Origin of the sequence: Pseudarthrobacter sp. WHRI 8279, assembly GCF_040224115.2 — a bacterium.
GTDB lineage: Bacteria > Actinomycetota > Actinomycetes > Actinomycetales > Micrococcaceae > Arthrobacter.
Window position 1 is genome coordinate 1,118,132 of record NZ_CP168162.1, and the last position, 20,302, is coordinate 1,138,433.

Below are 20,302 nucleotides of genomic sequence, written 5' to 3' on the forward strand. Positions count from 1 at the left end.
CTACACTTCCGCGGGAGTTGGTTCACCCATGATTCGTAGCAAGCGATCGGTGAGGCAGTTGCTGGCCGCCGGAATGGCAACACTCAGCCTCGCTGTCCTGGCCGCGTGCGGATCCCAGGATCAAGAGTCCGTCCACTTCACCGCCGCGGGAGACATAGGCCTGGGTGAAGGCGCCTTGGCTGTGCTGGATACGGTGGCCCAACTGAAACCGGACTTCAATATCGGGCTGGGTGATTTCCCCTACGAGCCCGGCGCCGACCAGAAATTCTGCGACATGGTCACTGGAAAGCTGGGAGGGGAGTTCGCCTACCAGCTGCTTCCTGGAAACCATGAGAGCGATGGCTCTGACGGTGATATTGAGAAGCTGGCCGCTTGCCTGCCCAACCGTCTTCCCGGCCTGCAAGGCGATTACGCCGAACAGTGGTACGTAGACGTTCCGCAGGAAGAACCACTGGCCCGAATCATCGTGGTTTCACCAGGTATCGAGTTTCCTGGTGGCAAGCTCGACTATTCAAAGGACAGCGAGCGGTGGAACTGGACGGAACAGGCAATCGACGGAGCGCGGACAGAGAACATTCCCTGGACCGTTGTCGCCATGCATACTCCCTGTTTCACCATGGGGCGGTATGCCTGCGCAGCGGGAGAAGCCCTCACCAACATGCTGATCGAGAAGAAGGTTGACCTCGTTCTCAGCGGCCATGAGCACCTGTACCAGCGGACCCGCCAACTCGGATTCAGTGACCGGTGTGAGTATATGAGAGCCAAAACCGTGGAGAAGAGATGTGTGGTGGACACCGGAGACTCCATGACCCAAGGCAGGGGAACGGTCTTCGTCACCGTGGGCATTGGAGGGCGGACACCCCGCGAAATCAACATCGACGACCCCGAGTCGCACTATTTCGCATCCTGGTCAGCCGGTAACCACAATTCGACACTAGGGACGCTGGACGTCACGGCAACCAACACCCGCATGGACGTGAAGCTTGTTCCGGCGGACGGCTACACCTTCTCTGATTCGTTCAGCATCCGGAAGTGATCACGGGCGCATTGCGCACAATAAGCGCAGTCTCAGGACGGGGTGAGTGGAACCGGCGACGGCTGGGGGCGAGCACACGTGGTCTCAGGCGTGGCTCTCGTCGCCGGTTCCGTGAACCACATTAGGATCCCTGAAAGGCCTGCACCCGAGTAGTTGGTACCTGCTTTGTGGGGAACCCGTACCCGGCCGCCTGGAGTGCCGGACGCCGGCAGCGACACGCAAATACAAAAAAGCCCCGGAAAATCAGTGATTTTCCGGGGCTTTCCCATTGTGCGCGGAGGGGGACTTGAACCCCCACCCCCTTTCGAGGACTAGCACCTCAAGCTAGCGCGTCTGCCATTCCGCCACCCGCGCAGGTGGTGATTCGGAAACCGTTTCCGCCTTTCAGCGTTTCGCGTTTCTCCGAAGCAGCGAGAAAAACTCTAACACGACTTTTCCTGAAACATCGAATCGGGCCAAGTGGGTAGGCTGAGGGCAGCACATCAGCGTTGCACCAGCCAGTCATTTCCAGTGAGGAGCCCTCCATGCCTGACGTCATGCCCGAGGATGAAGTAGTCCGGATCTGCCAGGAACTCATCCGGATAGACACCTCCAACTTCGGTGACGGTTCGGGTCCGGGCGAGCGCGCCGCGGCGGAGTATGCCGCCGGCCTGATCGAGGAAGTCGGCATGGACGCCGAAATCTTTGAGTCCGCACCGGGGCGGGCAAACGTGGTGACCCGAATGGCCGGCGAGGACCCGTCCGCCAGTGCCCTCGTGGTCCACGGCCACCTGGACGTGGTGCCGGCGCTTCGGGACCAGTGGTCTGTGGACCCGTTCGGCGCCGAACTGAAGGATGGGCTGATCTGGGGACGCGGCGCCGTCGACATGAAAGACATGGACGCCATGATCCTCGCGGTGCTGCGGGGATTCGCCCGCACCGGCAGGAAGCCCAAGCGGGACATCATCTTCGCCTTCTTCGCGGATGAGGAAGCGGGCGGCGCCTACGGTGCCCGCTACGCCGTGGACAAACGTCCGGAGCTGTTCGAGGGCGCCACCGAGGCAATCTCGGAGGTGGGTGGATTCTCGGCCACTATTGGCGGCCAGCGGACGTACCTCCTCCAAACCGCGGAGAAGGGCATTTCATGGCTGCGGCTGGTGGCCCACGGCAGGGCGGGGCACGGCTCCCAGATCAGCACCGACAACGCCGTGACGCGGCTGGCCGGAGCCGTCACGCGCATCGGTGAATACAAGTGGCCCATCGAGCTGACCCCCACCACCCGGCAGTTCCTTGACGGGGTGACCGAACTCACGGGCGTGGAGTTCGACGCCGACAACCCGGATGTCCTGCTGAGCCAGCTGGGAACCGTAGCCCGGTTCGTTGGGGCAACACTGCAGAACACCACTAACCCCACGCTGCTCAAGGGCGGCTACAAGCACAACGTCATCCCGGAATCCGCTGAGGCGCTGATCGACTGCCGCACCCTGCCAGGCCAGCAGGAACACGTCCTGGAGATCGTCCGCGAACTGGCCGGCACGGGCGTCGACGTCAGCTACGTGCACCAGGACGTCTCCCTGGAGGTGCCCTTCGCGGGCAACCTGGTGGACTCCATGATTGACGCCCTGCACTCCGAGGACCCGGGCGCCAAGGTGCTGCCGTACACCCTTTCCGGCGGCACGGACAACAAGTCGCTGAGCAGGCTTGGCATCACCGGATACGGTTTCGCGCCCCTGATGCTGCCGGACGAACTGGACTTCACCGGCATGTTCCACGGCGTGGACGAACGGGTCCCGGCCGATTCGCTCAAGTTCGGTGCGCGGGTCCTCAACACCCTCCTCACCAACTACTGACGCGGCCGCCATGACCCCCGAGGAAGTCCTGCCCGACGCCCTCCTGGAGCGCATCCGCGGCCGTGCCGCCGGCTATGACCGGGACAACGCGTTCTTCCATGAGGACCTTGAGGAACTGGTGGGTGCCGGTTACCTGACGATGTTCGTTCCAGCGGACGACGGCGGCCTGGGCTTTGGCCTCGAAACGGTGGCACAGTGCCAGCGCAGGCTCGCAACGGCCGCCCCCGCCACAGCACTGGCCGTCAACATGCACCTGGTATGGACCGGCGTCGCGCATGTCCTCAAAGCCCGCGGCGACACCTCCCTTGACTTCGTCCTCAAGGAAGCTGCGGACGGCGCCGTCTTTGCCTTCGGCAATTCCGAGGCCGGCAACGATTCGGTCCTGTTCGATTCACGGACCACCGCGACTCCCTTGCCGGACGGTGGTTACTCGTTCACAGGGACGAAGATTTTCACAAGCCTCTCGCCGGCCTGGACCCGGCTGGGGATTTTCGGCAAGGACCCGCATGCCCGGGAAGGGGAAGGCGAACTGGTCCACGGCTTCATCACCCGGGAAACGCCGGGATACCGCGTCGTGGACGACTGGGACACCCTGGGCATGCGCGCGAGCCAGTCCAACACCACCGTCCTGGACGGTGCCACTGTCTCGCCGGAAAGGATCTTCCGCAAGATTCCCGTCGGTCCCAGCAGGGACCCGCTGATCTTCGCGATCTTCGCCTGTTTCGAGACGCTGCTCGCGGCCGTCTACACGGGAGTGGGGGAGCGCGCCCTCACAGTGGGCGTGGAGGCTGTGAAGCGGCGCACCTCGTTCAAGAACAACGGACGCAGCTACGCGCAGGATCCGGACATCCGGTGGAAGGTTGCGGAGGCAGCCATGGCCATGGACGCCCTGTATCCGCAGCTGGCTGCAGTGGCCGCGGATGTGGACGCCCTGGCAGACCACGGAGCGCAGTGGTTTCCGAAGCTGGTTGGCCTGAAGGTAAACGCCACGGAGACTGCGCGGAAGGTTGTGGACCTGGCTATCCGTGTCAGTGGGGGATCGAGCTATTTCCGCGGCTCAGAACTGGAGCGGCTCTACCGGGACGTACTGGCAGGCATGTTCCATCCGTCCGATGATGAATCCGCCCACAACACCGTTGCCAACGCGTGGCTGGGTCCGTTGGAAGGCTAGACCGTCCGCTGGACCTGCAGGACCCGCCGGCGCAGCCAGAACCGCCGTCCGCCGCCAACATAAAGCTTGCTGCGCTCCAGCTCCCACTTGCCGTACTCGGAATGTTCCACCAGGCGGCGCCTCGCCTCAGGCAGTGAATCCTCAGGACTGACCGTCAGCACGAGGTACTCGTACTGCCTCAAATAGTCCCGTTCCCGCTGGACCGAGCTGGTGAGAAATTGTTCCTTCATTGCTCTCCATTTTCGTCCTTTTCCGGCTAACGTGAAGTCATGAGCATCGATCCGCGTGTCGCGCTTCAGTCCTTGACCACCGCTATGGAAGAACACCTTATAGCAGCATCCAACCGCCGCGGAGATGGTGACCCCTCCGTGGAGGCGGCGTTTTTCGCGGTCGCGGACGCCTTCGAAGTTTACGAAGATGCGCTCTATGAGGCCTACAACGAGGTGACGCCGCTCCAGGTCTTTGACGACGAGGACGACGAGGACGAAGAAAGCGACGTGGATGACGATGAGGACCTGGAAATCGTCCAGGACTAGGGCCGCGGACTTACAGCGGCGCTGAAACATCCTCAAGGGCCCGGGCAATTTCCGGCGGCAGCGGAGTGAGCTGCGCGTCCAGGAGTTCTTTCAGCTGCGCGGGCGTGCGCGGACCCACAATGGCGGTAGCCACGCCGTGCTGGGACAGGAGCCAGCTGAGGGATACGTCCTGCGGCGTCCGCCCCAGCCCCTTGGCCGCCATGCATAGGGCTTCCACGGTCCGGGAGGGCTTCTCCTCAAGGTAGGGCTCAACGTACCCGGCCTCGGCTGCGGACGCCGCCCGGGATCCGGAGGGAATGCTGCCGCGGTACTTGCCGGTCAGCACCCCGCGGCCCAGCGGCGCCCAGGCCATGAGGCCCAGTCCGGCGTCTTCAACCGCAGGGATAAGCTCAGCCTCGGGCCTGCGCTGCAGGAAAGAGTACTCGGCCTGGGCGGCCACCAGGGGGAACCCGGCAACCGCAGCGGCCTTCGCCGTCTGCCACCCGTTGAAGTTTGAAACGCCGGCGTAGCGCGCCCGGCCGGAGCGGACGGCAAATTCCAGGGCGGACAGGGTTTCGTCCAGCGGAACGTTGGCGTCCCAGGCCTGGGCAAACCAGATATCCACATAGTCGGTGCCGAGCCGGGCCAGGCTGGCATCAAGTCCGGTGAGCATGGCGTTGCGGGACGTGTCCACGCCGCGCCGGCCGTCCGGCGTCGTCATCCCTGCCTTGGTGGAGATGGAAATCTCCGTGCGCGCCACTACGTCGCCCAGCAGCGATCCGATCATGGCCTCCGAGCGGCCGTCGGCGTAGGACGCGGCAGTATCAACGTGGCGGCCACCCGCATTAAGGAAGGTGCGCAGGAGTTCCGAGGCGTCCTGTTCGTCGGTTTCGCCGGCCCAGCCCATGGTGCCGAGGGAAAGGGCGGACACACGCAATCCACTGTTGCCGACGTAACGCTGCTGCATAGCAGCAAGCTTACGGCCAGAACAGGCACCGCCTATGACGTAGGGTCTTAGCGTGAACTGGTTTGAGGCGGCCCTGCTGGGCCTAGTGCAGGGTTTGACCGAATTTCTACCGATTTCATCAAGTGCGCATCTTCGGATTGTGGGGCAATTCCTGCCCAATGCGGCTGACCCGGGGGCAGCGTTCACAGCCATCACCCAGTTGGGTACCGAGACCGCGGTCCTGGTCTACTTCTGGCGGGACATCGTCCGGATCTTCAAGGGCTGGACGGGTTCGCTGACCGGCAAGGTATCGCGGCAGGACCCGGACGCCAGGATGGGGTGGCTGGTCATCCTGGGCAGCCTTCCGATCATCATTCTAGGCCTCCTGTTCCAGGACCAGATCGAGTCCGTTCTCCGCAGCCTTTGGATTGTGGCCACCATGCTGATCGTCTTCGGGCTCTTCCTGGCGGTCGCTGATGCCATCGGCACGCAGGAGCGGGACCTCAGCCGGCTCACCTACAAGCACGGCATCCTCTACGGCTTCGCCCAGGCCCTGGCACTGATTCCCGGTGTTTCCAGGTCCGGCGGAACCATTACGGCCGGCCTCCTGATGGGTTACACCCGCGAGGCCGCCGCCCGCTATTCGTTCCTTCTGGCCATCCCTGCCGTATTCGGCAGCGGGTTCTACCAGCTCTATAAGACCGTCACCAATGAGGGCATCGCCGGCCCCTATGGACTGCCGGAAACCGCCTTGGCCACAATGATTGCCTTCGTTGTGGGATACGTCATCATCGGCTGGTTCCTGAAGTTCGTGTCCACCCGCAGTTACCGCTTGTTCGTCTGGTACCGGATCTTCCTTGGCCTGGCCCTGTACCTCCTGCTCGGTTTCAATGTCATCAGCGCCTAGCACTAGGCTTGGTGTGTGAAATCCTGGATATCCCGCCCCGTTCCTGACGTGCCCGGAAGCATGCCCGCCCTCCGGCTGTTCGACACAGCGGTGCGCAAGGAGGTGGTACTGGACAACGAGAGCCGGCCGTCCATGTACGTCTGCGGCATCACGCCGTACGACGCCACCCACATGGGGCACGCATCCAGCTACGTCGCTTTTGACCTCCTGAACCGGGCCTGGCGGGACTCCGGCCGCGACGTCGCCTATGTGCAGAACGTCACGGACGTTGACGATCCGCTCCTGGAACGTGCCGAGGCCACGGGTGTTGACTGGCGGGACCTTGCTGCCGGCCAGATCGAACTTTTCCAGACGGACATGGAAGCACTGAACGTCCTGCCCCCGGACCACTACGTGGGCGCCGTGGAGTCCATCGGACTGATAGTGCCGGAAGTGGAACGGCTGGTGAGCCTTGGGCTGGCCTACACAGTGCCGGGCACCAAGGGCGAACCCGACGGGGACGTCTATTACGACGTCGAGGCGGCCGGCAAGCAGTCCGTCGCACCGGATGCGTGGTCCCTCGGATGCATCTCCGGGCTGGCCGAGAGCGAGATGCTCGAGCTCTTTGCGGAACGCGGCGGCGACCCCGGACGGGCGGGCAAGCGGCAGGCACTGGACCCGCTCCTGTGGCGCGTTGCCCGCGAAGGGGAACCGAGCTGGCCAGGCGGCAGCCTGGGAGCAGGCAGGCCAGGATGGCATATCGAGTGCACGGTTATCGCACAGAAGTACCTGCCTTCACCCTTTACCGTCCAGGGCGGCGGTTCGGACCTTATCTTCCCGCACCACGAAATGGGCGCGGGACACGCTTACTCCCTTGCGGGGGTTCCGCTGGCAAAGCACTACGCCCACGCCGGCATGGTGGGCCTCGATGGCGAGAAGATGAGCAAGTCCAAGGGAAACCTGGTGCTCGTATCAAAACTTCGGGCAGCAGGGGAGGAGCCCGCCGCGATCCGCCTTGGCATTCTTGCCCACCACTACCGCTCCGACTGGTCCTGGACGAACGAGGGGTTCGAGGAGGCGAAGGCCACCCTGGCTGCCTGGCGCAGGGCACTGGCCCACGCCCCCGCAGGCTCCGCCGCCCCCCTCGTGGCCGAGATGCGCGCAGCGCTTGCCGCCGACCTTAACGCTCCTGCCGCAATTGCGGCAGTATCCCGCTGGGCCGAGCAGGCAAACGCCGACGGCGGACCGGCTAGTCCCGCAGACCAGGCCCTGGTCAAAGACGCTGTGGACGCTTTGCTGGGAGTGCTTCTCTAAAACGGCCCCTCAGGGCAGGGGGCCGCACCGTGACCGCACGGCGGTGCCGGTCAGGGCCGGTCCTGGCCCCGGCGCTTGAGGTACCGCTCGAATTCCCGGGCAATCGACTCGCCGGTGGCTTCCGGGAGATCCGCTGTGTCCTTGGCTTCCTCGAGCTGCCGGACGTAGGCTGCGATTTCGGGATCCTCGGTGGCCAGTTCGTCCACCCCCCGCTCCCACGCGTCCGCTTCCTCAGCGAGCTCGTGCGTATCCAGCGGAACCTGCAGCAGTTCCTCAATCCGGTGCAGCAGCGCAAGCTGGGCCTTCGGCGACGGCGCCTGGGCCACGTAATGCGGGACGGCGGCCCACAGCGAAATCGTGGGGATTCCCGCCAGCAACGCCACCTCCGACAGCACGCCGACAATGCCCACCGGACCTTCATACTGCGAGGCTTCCAGGTTCATGCGCTCACGCAGCGGGGCGTCGTCCGACGAGGTACTGACCGGAATCGGCCTGCTGTGCGGAACATCCGCCAGCAGAGCCCCCACCAGCACAACGTAGTCAACGTTCAGTGCCTCGGCGTGGACCAGGAGTTCCGCCGTGTAGGCACGCCATTTATAGGACGGCTCTGTGCCCTGGACAAAGATGACATCAACGTTCGAGTCCGGAGCGCTTGCCTTATAGATCCGTGTGGAGGGCCACTTGATCTTGCGTTCTCCGGCGGCGTTCCGGCGCACGGTAGGACGCGTGAACTGGAAGTCGTAATACTCGTCGGCGTCGATGGAGGCCACCTTCTTGCCGCCCCACAGTTTGTTCAGGTAGCGAAGGGAGTCGCTGGCCGCTTCCCCGGCGTCATTCCAGCCTTCAAAGGCGGCAAGCATCACTGTCACGCGCTGTCCGTCAGCTACAGGCTGCAGGAACCGCTCCCTTTCGGGCCCGGCACCCGGTTCTGTGGTGTCTCCCTCGAAGCTATTCATTTCTTCACCCTACGTCCAAGGACCGCGGCTGTGCATTGAATGAAGCGCCACAACATCACGCAAATGCACTGCGGCCGGTCAGGGGGAGCCCCATATTCGCCAAGGGCGTAGCCATCAGCCGGCGCCCAGGCGGTCCCCGTAGACTGAGGGCATGCGATTGCCAGCCGACAGTTCCCCGCTCAAAGCCGTCCTGTGGGACATGGACGGGACGATCGTTGATACGGAGCCCTACTGGATCGCCGCCGAGCGCGCGCTGGTGGAAGAATACGGCGGGACCTGGTCCCACGGGCAGGCCATGCAGCTGGTTGGCCAGTCGCTCACTTTTTCCGCCGGGCTGCTCCAGGAAGCCGGCGTGGAACTGGAAATCCGGGAAATCATCGACACCCTCACCCACTCGGTGGTCAGCAGCGTCAAGCGCCAGGTCCCGTGGCGGCCGGGTGCCCGTGAACTCCTCGAGGAACTCCACATTGCCGGTGTCCGCTGCGCACTGGTCACCATGTCCGAGGGCCCGCTGGCCAGGCAGGTAGTGGCAAGCCTTCCACGGCAATACTTCGAGGTCCTGATTACCGGGGACACCGTCGCCCAGGGCAAACCACACCCTGAGGCGTACCTGACCGCCGTCGAATGGCTGCAGGACGCAGACCCGGACCTGGGCCTGCACCACTGCGTGGCGCTGGAGGACTCGGTGCCCGGTGTCTCCGCTGCCGTGGCGTCCGGTGTGGCAACCGTGGCCATACCGCACATTGTTCCGCTGCCCGAGGACGAGCGTTACACCCTCTGGGATTCCCTGGCTGGCCGCACCGTGGCCGACCTCGAATCGCTCCTGCCCGGCGGCCAGGGGATGCAGGGGTTCGTGGACGCGGCCCGTCCGCTCGGGGACCAACGGTGACGGAAACTACTGTCCCGGTCCGGCGCGAAGGCATTCCGCTGGGCAGGATTGCGGGCGTCCCTGTGGTGCTGGCTTATTCCTGGTTCATCATTGCCGCTTTCACGGTCATCGTCTACGGTCCCGTCCTGGCCGGGCAGAACCCGGCCCTCGGCGTCAGTGCTTATATCGTGGCGTTCGCGTACGCCGTCCTGCTACTCGTTTCGGTCCTGGTCCACGAACTGGCCCACGCCCTGACGGCCAGAATCTATGGCTGGCCCACGCAGAAGATCGTGCTCAACCTGTGGGGCGGACACACCCAGTTCGAAAGTTTCACGGCGTCGCCCGGACGCTCCGTCCTGGTGGCCCTCGCCGGACCGGCCGCCAATTTCGTCCTGGCCGGAGGAGCGTGGCTGCTTCTCAGCACGGCAAGCATGGGCAGCGTCGCGGAAATCCTAACCAACATCTTTATGTGGGCGAACTTCCTGATTGCCGTGTTCAACGTCCTCCCGGGTCTTCCCCTGGACGGCGGACGGCTGGTCGAATCGGCCGTATGGAAGGCCACCGGCAGCCAGGCCAAGGGCACGGTTGCGGCGGGCTGGGGAGGCCGGATCATCGTCGTCGCCATCGGGTACTGGTTTGTTGCCAGGCCGCTGCTTGCCGGTGATGCCCCCGATTTCAGCCTGCTGATGATCACCGTGCTGGTGGGCGCTTTCCTCTGGATGGGGGCCTCAGCGTCCATCCAGCAGGGGACCCTTCGGGGCCGGCTCCACCTGGTCAGTGCGGCGGCGCTTTCCACCCCCGCTGCCGGCCTGCCATCTACCGCCACGGTGGAGGACGCCTTGAATTACAGTCGCGGGGACGCCACGTCGCTGGTGGTCTGCGGACCGGGCGGCCGGCCGGAGGGCGTTGTGGATTCCGCCGCACTGGCCTCCGTTCCTCCCCACGCCGCAGCGTCAACCCCCATCACCGCCGTTTCCTACGCGCTGTCTCCCGGCGCCTACGTCCCCGAATGGTCCAAGGGACAGGAGTTGCTCCAGTTCCTGTCCCAGCTGGAAGGGCGGCACTACGCCGTCGTAGACCACAATGGCAAGGTCACCGGACTACTCTCCCAGGACGCCGTCCTGGCCGCCATCACGGGCAAACCCAGGCGGCCCGATACACGCCGGCAGGGCCAAAACCGGTAGAGTTACCTGCCGGCCGGTGCTTTGCCGCCGCACACGCCGGATTGTTTCCACACGACATGCAGGCGCCACAGTTTTACAGGAGCGAGGAAAGTCATGAGCAGCGAAACCGCCGTCAACGAAGCCACAGAAGCTGCGGTCCCGGCCGGGGCTGCAGCCGGCGGCTCGCAGCCGGTGGGGGCCGCCCGGCGCCGGGGTCCCTTCCGCGAGGGGGAGCGTGTCCAACTGACGGACGAACGCGGCCGCATGAACACCATCACCCTCGAAAGCGGCGGCGCATTCCATACCCACCGCGGTTTCCTGAACCACGACGACATCATCGGCAAGGTGGACGGTTCCGTCGTTGTGAACAACGTTGGGCAGCAGTACCAGACCCTGCGCCCCCTGCTGTCCGACTTTGTCCTGTCCATGCCGCGCGGCGCCGCCGTCGTCTACCCCAAGGACGCCGGACAGATTGTTACCATGGCGGATATTTTCCCCGGCGCCCGCGTCGTGGAGGCCGGCGTTGGTTCCGGTGCGCTGTCCATCTCGCTGCTCCGGGCCGTGGGGGACAACGGATATTTGCACTCTTTTGAACGGCGTGAAGAGTTCGCTGACATCGCCCGCGGCAACGTCGAGACAATCTTCGGCGGCCCGCACCCCGCCTGGCAGGTATCGCTGGGCGACTTCCAGGAAGAGGTTGTCCGCAGCGAGGCACCCGGCTCCGTTGACCGGGTGGTGCTGGACATGCTGGCCCCTTGGGAATGCCTCGATGCCGTGGCCACCGTACTCGCCCCCGGCGGTGTCTGGATCAACTACGTCGCAACCGTCACCCAGCTTTCCCGCACTGCCGAAGCCATCCGCGCGGACGGGCGTTTCACCGAGCCCGACGCCTGGGAATCCATGGTGCGTGGCTGGCACCTGGAAGGGCTCGCCGTCCGGCCGGACCACCGCATGGTGGCACATACCGGCTTCCTGCTGGTCACCCGGCGCCTGGCCGACGGCGTCACCGGCATCTCCGTCAAGCGCCGCCCGTCCAAGACAGACTTCAACGAAGAGGACGTGAACGCGTGGACGCCGGGTGCGGTGGGCGAGCGCCAGGTCTCCGACAAGAAGCTTCGCCGGGCAGCCCGGGACGCCATCGCGGGTACCCACGTCAAGGACGACCCAGAGGTCACGAACTAGTCCACATTTCGGGAGTCTCCATCCCTACCTGCCATCTTGGGGCTAATGTCTTAATAGAAGCGCAGGAAGGGGCTGATACATCATGGAGACACCAAACCAGGACTCCGGACGTACACCGGCAGAGCAGTCTGCCGCCAACGACCTCTCGGTTGCAGACCGCCAGGTCAACATCCTCCGGGACAAGCTGAGGCATATTGACCGGCAGTTGGCTGCGGCAACGCAGAACAACACCAAGCTGGTCAGCATGCTTGAGACCGCCAAGGCCGAAATCCTCCGGCTGAAGAACGCCCTGGACCAGGAAGGCCAGCCGCCCTACAGCTTCGGCACCATACTCCAGCTCAATCCCAGGCGGCAGCCTGCCCCCGGCAGCAGCGGACAGGCGGCAACCGAGGAATCGGTTGACATCTTCAACGCCGGCCGGAAAATGCGCGTCGGCATCAGCCCCCTGGTCAACATCAACCAGCTGGCGGTTGGCCAGGAGGTCCTGCTGAACGAGGCGCTCCTCGTTGTTGCCGGGCTCGGCTACGAGCGCGCCGGTGAACTGGCCACGCTCAAGGAAATGCTGGGAGCGGACCGCGCCCTCGTGGTGGGCCGTGCCGATGAAGAACGCGTCGTCCGGCTTTCCGGGGCGCTCCTCGCCGAGAAGCTCCGGGTGGGCGATGCCCTTTCCATCGACTCAAGGACCGGATACGCCCTCGAAAAGGTGCCGCGCTCCGAGGTGGAAAACCTGGTCCTGGAGGAAGTCCCGGACATCACGTATGAGGACATTGGTGGCCTGGGGCCCCAGATCGAGCAGATCCGCGACGCCGTCGAGCTGCCGTTCCTCCACCCCGATCTCTACCGCGAGCACGGGCTCAAGGCGCCCAAGGGCATCCTGCTGTACGGTCCTCCAGGCTGCGGCAAGACCCTCATTGCCAAGGCCGTGGCCAACTCGTTGGCAGCAAGGGCAGCGGAGCGTTCCGGCAACGTGGACCTCAAAAGCTATTTCCTGAATATCAAGGGACCCGAACTCCTTGACAAATACGTCGGTGAAACCGAACGGCACATCCGGCTGATCTTCTCCAGGGCGCGTGAAAAGGCCTCGGACGGCAGCCCGGTGGTGGTGTTTTTCGATGAGATGGATTCGCTGTTCCGCACTCGTGGCACCGGTATTTCGTCCGACGTCGAAACAACCATCGTGCCGCAGCTGCTCAGTGAGATCGACGGCGTGGAGCGGCTGGACAACGTGATCGTCATCGGCGCGTCCAACCGCGAGGACATGATCGATCCGGCCATCCTCCGGCCGGGCCGGCTGGACGTGAAGGTCAAGATCCACCGTCCCGACGCCGAGGCCGCCGCCGATATCTTCAACAAGTACATCACCCCCGACCTGCCCTTCCACGAATCGGACCTGGCAGAGCATGACGGCGACGTGCAGGCCACGGTGGACGCCATGGTCCAGCGGACGGTGGAAGCCATGTACTCCACGGACAAGTCCAACGAGTTCCTGGAGGTCACCTACGCCAACGGGGACACCGAGATGCTCTACTTCAAGGACTTCAACTCCGGCGCTGTGGTGCAAAACGTGGTGGACCGGGCCAAGAAGTACGCCATCAAGGACCTCCTGACCACCCACCAAAAGGGGCTTCGGATCGAGCATCTGCTGCGCGCCGTCGTGGACGAGTTCCGCGAGCACGAGGACATGCCCAACACCACGAACCCGGATGACTGGGCGCGGATCTCCGGCAAGAAGGGCGAACGGATCACGTACATCCGCACCATTGTCCAGGGCAAAGCCGGCCAGGAACCCGGCAAATCCATCGAGACGATGCCGACAACAGGCCAGTATCTATGACCGCTGCACCGGAGCCCGCCGCCGGGGGAGCATTGCCGGCAGGCGGGGCCATGCGGGTCATGGGCGCGGAAACCGAATACGGCATCCACGCCCCGTCCGCACCCTCGGCGAACGCCACCATGATGAGCGCCAGGGTGGTCCAGGCCTATGCACAGGTAACCCGCATGCGCGCCGCCGGCGGCGCCGAGACCCGCTGGGACTATACGGACGAGGAGCCGCTCCATGACGCCCGCGGGTGGACTGTGGACCGCAGTTCCGCCCACCCGAGCCAGCTGACGGACCAGCCGCCGGTTTTGGATGCGGAGGCGGTGGCGCTTGCCTACGGGCGCGAAGAGCTTGAGCTCGACGGGCAGGACGAGTCCGGGACACTCCTGATGAACATGGTGCTGGGCAACGGTGCACGGCTCTACGTGGACCACGCGCATCCCGAGTACTCCAGCCCCGAGGTGACCAATCCCCGGGATGCCGTTAGATGGGATGCGGCCGGAGACCTGGTGGCGCTGGCCGCCGTTCGCCGCCTGGCTGCAGATCCGGACCTTCCGCCGGTCAATCTCTACAAGAACAACACGGACAACAAATCCGTTTCCTACGGCTCCCATGAGAACTACCTCATGCCGCGGTCCGTGCCCTTCGGCGATATTGTGCGCGGGCTGACGCCCTTCTTCGTCAGCCGCCAAATCATGTGCGGGTCTGGCCGGGTGGGGATCGGCCAGGACGCGTCAACCCCGGGATACCAGATCAGCCAGCGCGCGGATTTTTTCGAGGCCGAAGTAGGCCTGGAAACGACCATCCGCCGGCCAATCATCAACACGCGGGATGAGCCGCACGCCACCGCGGACAAGTACCGGCGCCTCCACGTGATCATTGGGGACGCCAACCTCAGCCAGGTTTCCAACTACCTGAAGTTCGGAACAACGGCGATGGTGCTCAGCCTGATCGAGGCCGGCCTGGCGCCAAAAGTCGAAGTCTATGAGCCGGTCGCCGCGCTCCAGACGGTGAGCCACGACACCACGCTCACCGCCAGACTGCGGCTGCTCGACGGCAGACGGGTCACCGCCCTGGACCTGCAGTGGATGTACCACGAGGCCGCTGCCAAGCTGGCCCAGGACACCGGTGTGGGAGACAAAGTGGACGGCGACGGGCACACGCACGATGTCCTGGAACGCTGGGCCGCCGTCCTCACCCAGCTCGACAACGACCGGGCCGCTGCCGCTTCCTCGGTGGAATGGCTGGCCAAGCTCTCGCTGCTCAACGGATACCGGGAGCGTGACGGGCTGGAATGGAACGACGCCCGGCTGGGACTCGTCGACCTTCAGTGGGCAGACATCAGGCCGGAAAAGGGCCTTTACTACCGGTTGCTCGCCAGGGACCGGATGCAGAGGATCCTTGAAGATGCGGCGATCGCGGGAGCAGTTTCCGAACCGCCGGCGGACACCCGGGCGTTCTTCCGCGGCAGGTGCATCAGCAGCTTCGGCAAGGACGTGGTGGGCGCCAGCTGGGACTCCGTCATCTTCGATGTCCCGGGATACGGGCGGCTCCAGCGCGTGCCCACGAGGGAGCCCCTCCGGGGAACCAGAGCCCTGACCGGCGCGTTATTCGAACGCTACCGGGAAGCGGGCCCGTTCCTGGCAGAGCTTCTGGGACATAACGCTCCGCCTGCGGCGTAAACCGCCACCGGAAGCCCACACCGTGGCAGGATGGGCATATCGGAGGATCCGCCGGATCCGACGACGGATATAAGGAGGGGTAACAATGGCAGGCCAGGAGCAGCAGCAGCCGCAATCGCGCGACAGCCAGGTCGACGAGGACATTCCCGAGGCGCCGCCCGCGCCGCCGGAGGCACAGGCATCCGCCTCCACTGAAGGCGTCGACGACCTTCTCGACGAGATCGACGGCGTCCTCGAATCCAATGCTGAAGAGTTCGTCCGGGCGTTCGTCCAAAAGGGCGGTCAGTAACCCGGATTCGGAGGCTGGCGGAAGCCGCGGAAGGCCCGAATCTGTACCGACGTTGAAGGACCACGTTCAAGGAGTGCATGAGTGCAGGAATCAACCGCCAACCAGGTAGCCGCCAACGCCACCTCATCATTTACCGAACACCTGCAACGGGACCGGCCGGAACTCCTTCCGTATAACCGGTCCCTCCAGGCAGGCGCGCAGGCGGCTGCCCCCTTGCAGGTTCCGCATGCCACCACCATTGTCGCCATGAGCTACGACGGCGGTGTGCTGATGGCGGGTGACAGGCGCGCCACCATGGGCAACGTCATTGCCAGCAGGCACATCGAAAAAGTCTTCCCCGCCGACCGCTATTCCGTCCTGGGGATCGCCGGCACTGCCGGAATCGCCATCGACCTGACCAGGTTGTTCCAGGTGGAACTTGAGCACTACGAAAAAATCGAGGGCACGCTCCTCAGCCTTGAAGGCAAGGCCAACAGGCTGGGCGCCATGATCCGGGGCAACCTTCCCCTCGCCATGCAGGGACTCGCCGTTGTGCCCCTCTTTGCCGGCTTCGACACCAGCGCAGGCGTGGGCAGGCTTTTCTCCTACGACGTCACCGGCGGCCGGTACGAGGAACGTGAACACCACACCGTGGGATCCGGTTCCGTCTTTGCCCGCGGTGCCCTGAAGAAGCTCTGGCGGCCCAATCTCACGGCGGCCGAAGCCGTCGCCGTCGCCGTCGAATCGCTTTACGACGCAGCCGACGACGATTCGGCCACCGGCGGACCCGACACCGTGCGGCAGCTGTGGCCCGTCATCTACACCGTGGACGGTTCGGGCGCGCGCCGGGTGCCGGACAACGAACTGGCTGCAGCATCCCGGAACGTGATCGAGGCGCGGACCATCGCCGGACGGGAGGCCTGAGATGACACAGCAGTTCTATGTTTCACCCGAACAGCTGATGAAGGACCGCGCCGATTTCGCCCGTAAAGGCATCGCCCGGGGCAGGTCCGTCGTCGTCATCAGCTGCCAGGACGGAATCGCACTCGTCGCCGAGAACCCTTCTCCGTCGCTGCATAAGATCGGCGAGATCTACGACAAAATCGCTTTCGCCGCCGTCGGAAAATACAACGAATTCGAAAGCCTCCGCCAGGCCGGTGTCCGCTACGCCGACGTGCGCGGCTACTCCTACGACCGCGAGGACGTCACAGCCAGGGGACTGGCAAGCGTCTACGCGCAGAGCCTTGGAGCGGTGTTCACCGCCGAACAAAAACCGTTCGAGGTGGAGCTGGCCGTGGCCGAGGTCGGCGCCACCCAGGCGGAAGACCACCTTTACCGGCTGACCTTTGACGGCTCCATTGCCGACGAACACTCCTTTGTTGTGATGGGTGGCCAGGCGGACAAAGTCTCCTCCGTCATCGGAGAAGGCTGGCGCAACTCACTGAATTTCGCTGATGCGGTACGCCTTGCAATGACTGGCCTGGTCCCGCCCGGAGAGCCGGCAGAACAGGCAAAAGCACTTCCGGCAGGTGCGCTGGAAGTAGCAGTCTTGGACCGGGCATCGGAAGCCACCCGCGGGTCCAGGCGCGCCTTCCGCCGGCTCAACGACGCGGACATCACTGCATTGCTGGCCTAGGAGGACAGGACAGATGGACAAGAGAATCTTCGGCATCGAAACCGAATTCGGGATCTCATACTCGAGCCCGGATTCCAGGCCGCTTGCCCCTGAGGAAGTGGCCCGCTACCTTTTCCGCAAGGTGGTCAGCTGGGGGCGATCGTCCAATGTGTTCCTGACCAACGGCTCCAGGCTGTACCTCGACGTGGGATCCCACCCGGAATATGCCACGGCCGAATGCGACGACCTGGCGCAGCTTATTGCCCACGACAGGGCCGGAGAGCTGATCCTGGACGACCTCGTGGATGAAGCGCAGGCCCGGCTCGCAGCCGAAGGTTTCAACGGCACGGTGTACCTCTTCAAAAACAACACCGACTCCGCGGGGAACTCCTACGGCAGCCACGAGAACTACCTCATTCCGCGCCGCGGCGAGTTCTCCCGGCTCGCCGAGATCCTGATCCCGTTCCTGGTTACCCGCCAGCTGATCGCCGGCGCCGGAAAGATCCTCAAAACACCCCACGGCGCAACATACGCATTCTCCCAGCGGGCGGACCACATCTGGGAGGGCGTTTCCTCCGCCACCACCAGGTCCCGTCCCATCATCAACACGCGGGACGAGCCGCATGCTGATGCCGAGTTCTACCGCCGCCTCCATGTCATCGTGGGGGACTCGAACATGTCCGAAGCCACGGCCCTCATGAAGATCGGCACCGTGGACCTCGTCCTGCGCATGATCGAGGCCGGAGTGATCATGCGGGACATGCGGATGGAAAACCCTATCCGCAGCATCCGCGAAATCTCACATGACCTCAGCGGCCGGGCACTGGTCCGGCTGGCAAACGGACGCCAGCTCACCGCTCTCGAAATCCAGCAGGAATACCTGACTAAAGTGACGGCATTCGTCAAGGAGCACGGCCCGCACAACCCCCACGTCCCGCTCATCCTGGACCTGTGGGAGCGGACGTTGAAGGCCATTGAAAGCGGTGACTTCCGCGGGATCGACACCGAAATCGACTGGGCCATCAAGAAGAAGCTCATGGACAAGTACCGTGAACGCCACGGCCTGGGCATGGACGCCCCGCGGATAGCCCAGCTGGACCTTACCTACCATGACATCTCCCGAAGCCGCGGCCTCTACTACCTGCTTCAGTCGCGCGGTGCGGTGCGACGGATTGTGGACGACACCGTCATCAAGGACGCCGTGGATGTCCCGCCGCAGACCACACGGGCCAAGCTCCGGGGAGACTTCGTGCGCCGTGCCCAGGAGCTGGGACGGGACTATACCGTTGACTGGGTCCACCTGAAGCTGAACGACAGGGCTCACCAGACGATCCTGTGCAAGGACCCCTTCCGCAGCGTCGACGAGCGCGTGGACGCCCTCCTCGACTCTATGGGCTGACACCCAGCTTCAGGGGCTATTCTGGATAAGGCCCTTTAGAGGGACCCAGCGATGCCGCCCGCTGCGATGCGGACCATCGCCTCCACCCTGCCCCGACGAAAGTTTTCTTACGTGCGCCGACTACTAGCAATCCTTCTTCCCGGTCTGCTGATGCTGACCGCCTGCGGCGGCTCAACCGCAGAGCCGGAACCCACCAGCGTTTCCGCCGGCGAGACTGCCAAGTTCGACTCCCTCAAACTGACCGATAACGGGGACAAAAAAGCCCCCGGCGTGGAATTCGCCAAGCCGCTGGAAGTGGCAGAGCCAACCATCAAGGTCATCACCGAGGGCAGCGGTGAGGTGGTGCAGGCAAACCAGGTCGCCAACATTTCCATTCTGGCGCTCAACGGCACTGACGGCAGTACCCTTGAGGACACCTTTCCCGGCGAGCCCGAGCCCCTTGAGCTCAACGACGAACTGAAGACCAGCAGCGAGGTTATCTACAACGCCTTTGTTGGCGCCAAGGTAGGTTCCAGCCTGGCCCTGGCCGTCCCTGGGCAACAGAGTGCACCGGCCCCGAGCCCCTCTGACGGAGCCAGCCCCGCCCCGTCCGCGGCGGCGGAGCCCACCCAGTTGTTGATCATCAAGGTCCTGTCCGCCGAGGACGTGGCGCCCGTACTGGAAAAGCCTGAGGGCGAGACCGTCACCCCGCCGGCAGGACTGCCTACCGTGTCTGAAAAGGACGGCGTCCCCGAGATCAACGTCGAGGGTGTGGCTGCTCCCACGGCCCTCGTTTCGCAGGACCTCATCAAGGGCAACGGCGCCACGGTGAAGGAAACTGATACCCTCACCGTGAACTACGTGGGCGTCACCCTTGCGGGCGGCACCAAGTTCGACTCGAGCTTTGACCGCGGCGAGCCTGCGAGCTTCCCGCTCACCGGCGTCATCAAGGGCTGGACCCAGGGCCTTGCCGGAAAGACAGTGGGCTCCCGCGTCCTGCTGGTCATCCCGAAGGATCTTGCCTACGGCGATGAAGGACAGGGCGAGGCCAAGGGAGACCTGGTGTTCGTAGTGGACATCCTCGGGGCGAAGTAGCAACACTTACAGTCAAAGCAGCACAGGTTACGGCAACGCCGCAGCTGGCCCGCGGCTGCGGGAACCAGCAGCACCAAGAAAAGCAGCACTGAGATCTAAGGAGCAACCATGTCATTTGGTCAGCGTGAATTCGACCGCCAGAAGCCCGAGATCGACTTCCCGGAGGGCGACGTCCCCACCGAGCTGGTCATCACCGACCTCATTGAGGGTGACGGACGTGAAGCCAAGGCCGGCGACACTGTTTCCACCCACTACGTCGGCGTAGCCTGGTCCACCGGCGAGGAGTTCGACGCATCCTGGGGCCGCGGAGCTCCGCTGGACTTCCGCGTGGGCGTGGGCCAGGTCATCCAAGGCTGGGACCAGGGCCTGCTGGGCATGAAGGTGGGCGGCCGCCGCCGCCTGGAGATCCCCTCGGAGCTGGCCTACGGCTCCCGCGGCGCCGGTGGAGCCATCGCTCCGAACGAAGCCCTTATCTTCGTGGTGGACCTGGTGGGCGTCCGCTAGACCGGAATTGCCGGCCTCCGGTACGCCAGGGCGCGGCAGCATCAGGACGCAAAGTCCTGGTGCTGCCGCGCTTTC

At 64.4% G+C, this 20,302-nt stretch carries 20 protein-coding genes and 1 tRNA gene; 17 read left to right on the plus strand and 4 right to left on the minus strand.

Going from position 1 to position 20,302, the window contains the following annotated elements; all coding sequences use genetic code 11:
• The first annotated feature begins 49 nt into the window (after window positions 1-49).
• Entirely contained in the window at window positions 50-1,036 is a 987-nt protein-coding gene (locus tag ABRP28_RS04970; RefSeq protein WP_350003321.1) for a metallophosphoesterase, read from the plus strand.
• A gap of 271 nt (window positions 1,037-1,307) precedes the next feature.
• Here the strand turns inward: ABRP28_RS04970 and ABRP28_RS04975 are convergent.
• Window positions 1,308-1,390: transfer RNA gene (locus ABRP28_RS04975), tRNA-Leu, on the minus strand.
• Window positions 1,391-1,560: 170 nt separating this feature from the next.
• Between ABRP28_RS04975 and ABRP28_RS04980 the strand changes: the two genes are divergently transcribed.
• Entirely contained in the window at window positions 1,561-2,865 is a 1,305-nt protein-coding gene (locus ABRP28_RS04980; protein ID WP_350003319.1) for a M20/M25/M40 family metallo-hydrolase, read from the plus strand.
• Between the two features lie 10 nt (window positions 2,866-2,875).
• A complete protein-coding gene (locus ABRP28_RS04985; RefSeq protein WP_350003317.1) occupies window positions 2,876-4,036 on the plus strand; it encodes an acyl-CoA dehydrogenase family protein in 1,161 nt (386 codons plus the stop codon).
• On the opposite strand, the gene ABRP28_RS04990 is transcribed toward ABRP28_RS04985, so the two are convergent.
• Complete coding sequence (locus ABRP28_RS04990) at window positions 4,033-4,266, minus strand: DUF5703 family protein (protein ID WP_231454336.1); 234 nt, start codon at window positions 4,264-4,266, stop codon at window positions 4,033-4,035. The two genes, ABRP28_RS04985 and ABRP28_RS04990, sit on opposite strands and share 4 nt — an antisense overlap.
• 39 nt (window positions 4,267-4,305) lie before the next feature.
• On the opposite strand from ABRP28_RS04990, the gene ABRP28_RS04995 reads away from it, so the two are divergent.
• Window positions 4,306-4,572, plus strand: coding sequence for a hypothetical protein (locus ABRP28_RS04995; protein WP_350003315.1), 267 nt, complete (start codon window positions 4,306-4,308; stop codon window positions 4,570-4,572).
• A gap of 10 nt (window positions 4,573-4,582) precedes the next feature.
• Here ABRP28_RS04995 and ABRP28_RS05000 read toward each other — a convergent pair whose 3' ends face one another.
• On the minus strand, window positions 4,583-5,518 hold the full coding sequence (locus ABRP28_RS05000; RefSeq protein ID WP_350003313.1) for an aldo/keto reductase: 936 nt from the start codon (window positions 5,516-5,518) through the stop codon (window positions 4,583-4,585).
• Window positions 5,519-5,570: 52 nt separating this feature from the next.
• On the opposite strand from ABRP28_RS05000, the gene ABRP28_RS05005 reads away from it, so the two are divergent.
• Entirely contained in the window at window positions 5,571-6,404 is an 834-nt protein-coding gene (locus ABRP28_RS05005) for an undecaprenyl-diphosphate phosphatase (protein ID WP_350003311.1), read from the plus strand.
• Window positions 6,405-6,419: 15 nt separating this feature from the next.
• Window positions 6,420-7,697 carry a cysteine--1-D-myo-inosityl 2-amino-2-deoxy-alpha-D-glucopyranoside ligase gene (gene mshC, locus ABRP28_RS05010; protein ID WP_350003309.1) on the plus strand — a complete coding sequence of 426 codons (1,278 nt, stop codon included), beginning with the start codon at window positions 6,420-6,422 and terminating at the stop codon, window positions 7,695-7,697.
• A gap of 50 nt (window positions 7,698-7,747) precedes the next feature.
• Here the strand turns inward: mshC and ABRP28_RS05015 are convergent, their stop codons facing one another.
• Complete coding sequence (locus tag ABRP28_RS05015) at window positions 7,748-8,653, minus strand: PAC2 family protein (protein WP_231454332.1); 906 nt, start codon at window positions 8,651-8,653, stop codon at window positions 7,748-7,750.
• 151 nt (window positions 8,654-8,804) lie between these two features.
• Between ABRP28_RS05015 and ABRP28_RS05020 the strand changes: the two genes are divergently transcribed.
• The 11 genes from ABRP28_RS05020 to ABRP28_RS05070 all read left to right on the plus strand — a co-directional run bounded on the left by ABRP28_RS05020 (window position 8,805) and on the right by ABRP28_RS05070 (window position 20,227).
• Entirely contained in the window at window positions 8,805-9,542 is a 738-nt protein-coding gene (locus tag ABRP28_RS05020; protein WP_350003307.1) for an HAD family phosphatase, read from the plus strand.
• On the plus strand, window positions 9,539-10,705 hold the full coding sequence (locus tag ABRP28_RS05025; protein ID WP_350003306.1) for a site-2 protease family protein: 1,167 nt from the start codon (window positions 9,539-9,541) through the stop codon (window positions 10,703-10,705). The genes ABRP28_RS05020 and ABRP28_RS05025 overlap by 4 nt, the downstream gene beginning before the upstream one ends.
• Before the next feature lie 93 nt (window positions 10,706-10,798).
• On the plus strand, window positions 10,799-11,866 hold the full coding sequence (locus tag ABRP28_RS05030) for a tRNA (adenine-N1)-methyltransferase (RefSeq protein ID WP_231454329.1): 1,068 nt from the start codon (window positions 10,799-10,801) through the stop codon (window positions 11,864-11,866).
• Window positions 11,867-11,948: 82 nt separating this feature from the next.
• Window positions 11,949-13,700, plus strand: coding sequence for a proteasome ATPase (gene arc / locus ABRP28_RS05035; RefSeq protein WP_350003304.1), 1,752 nt, complete (start codon window positions 11,949-11,951; stop codon window positions 13,698-13,700).
• Window positions 13,697-15,367 (plus strand): depupylase/deamidase Dop, encoded by a 1,671-nt coding sequence (dop, locus tag ABRP28_RS05040; protein WP_350003302.1) that lies wholly within the window; start codon window positions 13,697-13,699, stop codon window positions 15,365-15,367. Before arc ends, dop begins: the two co-directional genes overlap by 4 nt.
• Before the next feature lie 85 nt (window positions 15,368-15,452).
• The gene (locus ABRP28_RS05045) at window positions 15,453-15,656 is read left to right on the plus strand and encodes a ubiquitin-like protein Pup (protein WP_015937113.1); all 204 of its coding nucleotides are present in this window, start codon (window positions 15,453-15,455) and stop codon (window positions 15,654-15,656) included.
• Window positions 15,657-15,737: 81 nt separating this feature from the next.
• The gene (gene prcB / locus ABRP28_RS05050) at window positions 15,738-16,559 is read left to right on the plus strand and encodes a proteasome subunit beta (RefSeq protein ID WP_350003300.1); all 822 of its coding nucleotides are present in this window, start codon (window positions 15,738-15,740) and stop codon (window positions 16,557-16,559) included.
• Between the two features lies 1 nt (window position 16,560).
• Window positions 16,561-17,271 (plus strand): proteasome subunit alpha, encoded by a 711-nt coding sequence (prcA, locus tag ABRP28_RS05055; protein WP_350003298.1) that lies wholly within the window; start codon window positions 16,561-16,563, stop codon window positions 17,269-17,271.
• A gap of 13 nt (window positions 17,272-17,284) precedes the next feature.
• Window positions 17,285-18,649: a Pup--protein ligase gene (pafA, locus tag ABRP28_RS05060; protein ID WP_350003296.1), complete on the plus strand. Its 1,365-nt coding sequence runs from the start codon at window positions 17,285-17,287 to the stop codon at window positions 18,647-18,649.
• A gap of 111 nt (window positions 18,650-18,760) precedes the next feature.
• Window positions 18,761-19,723 carry an FKBP-type peptidyl-prolyl cis-trans isomerase gene (locus ABRP28_RS05065; protein WP_350003294.1) on the plus strand — a complete coding sequence of 321 codons (963 nt, stop codon included), beginning with the start codon at window positions 18,761-18,763 and terminating at the stop codon, window positions 19,721-19,723.
• Between the two features lie 108 nt (window positions 19,724-19,831).
• The gene (locus tag ABRP28_RS05070) at window positions 19,832-20,227 is read left to right on the plus strand and encodes an FKBP-type peptidyl-prolyl cis-trans isomerase (protein ID WP_066275847.1); all 396 of its coding nucleotides are present in this window, start codon (window positions 19,832-19,834) and stop codon (window positions 20,225-20,227) included.
• Window positions 20,228-20,302: the final 75 nt, after the last annotated feature.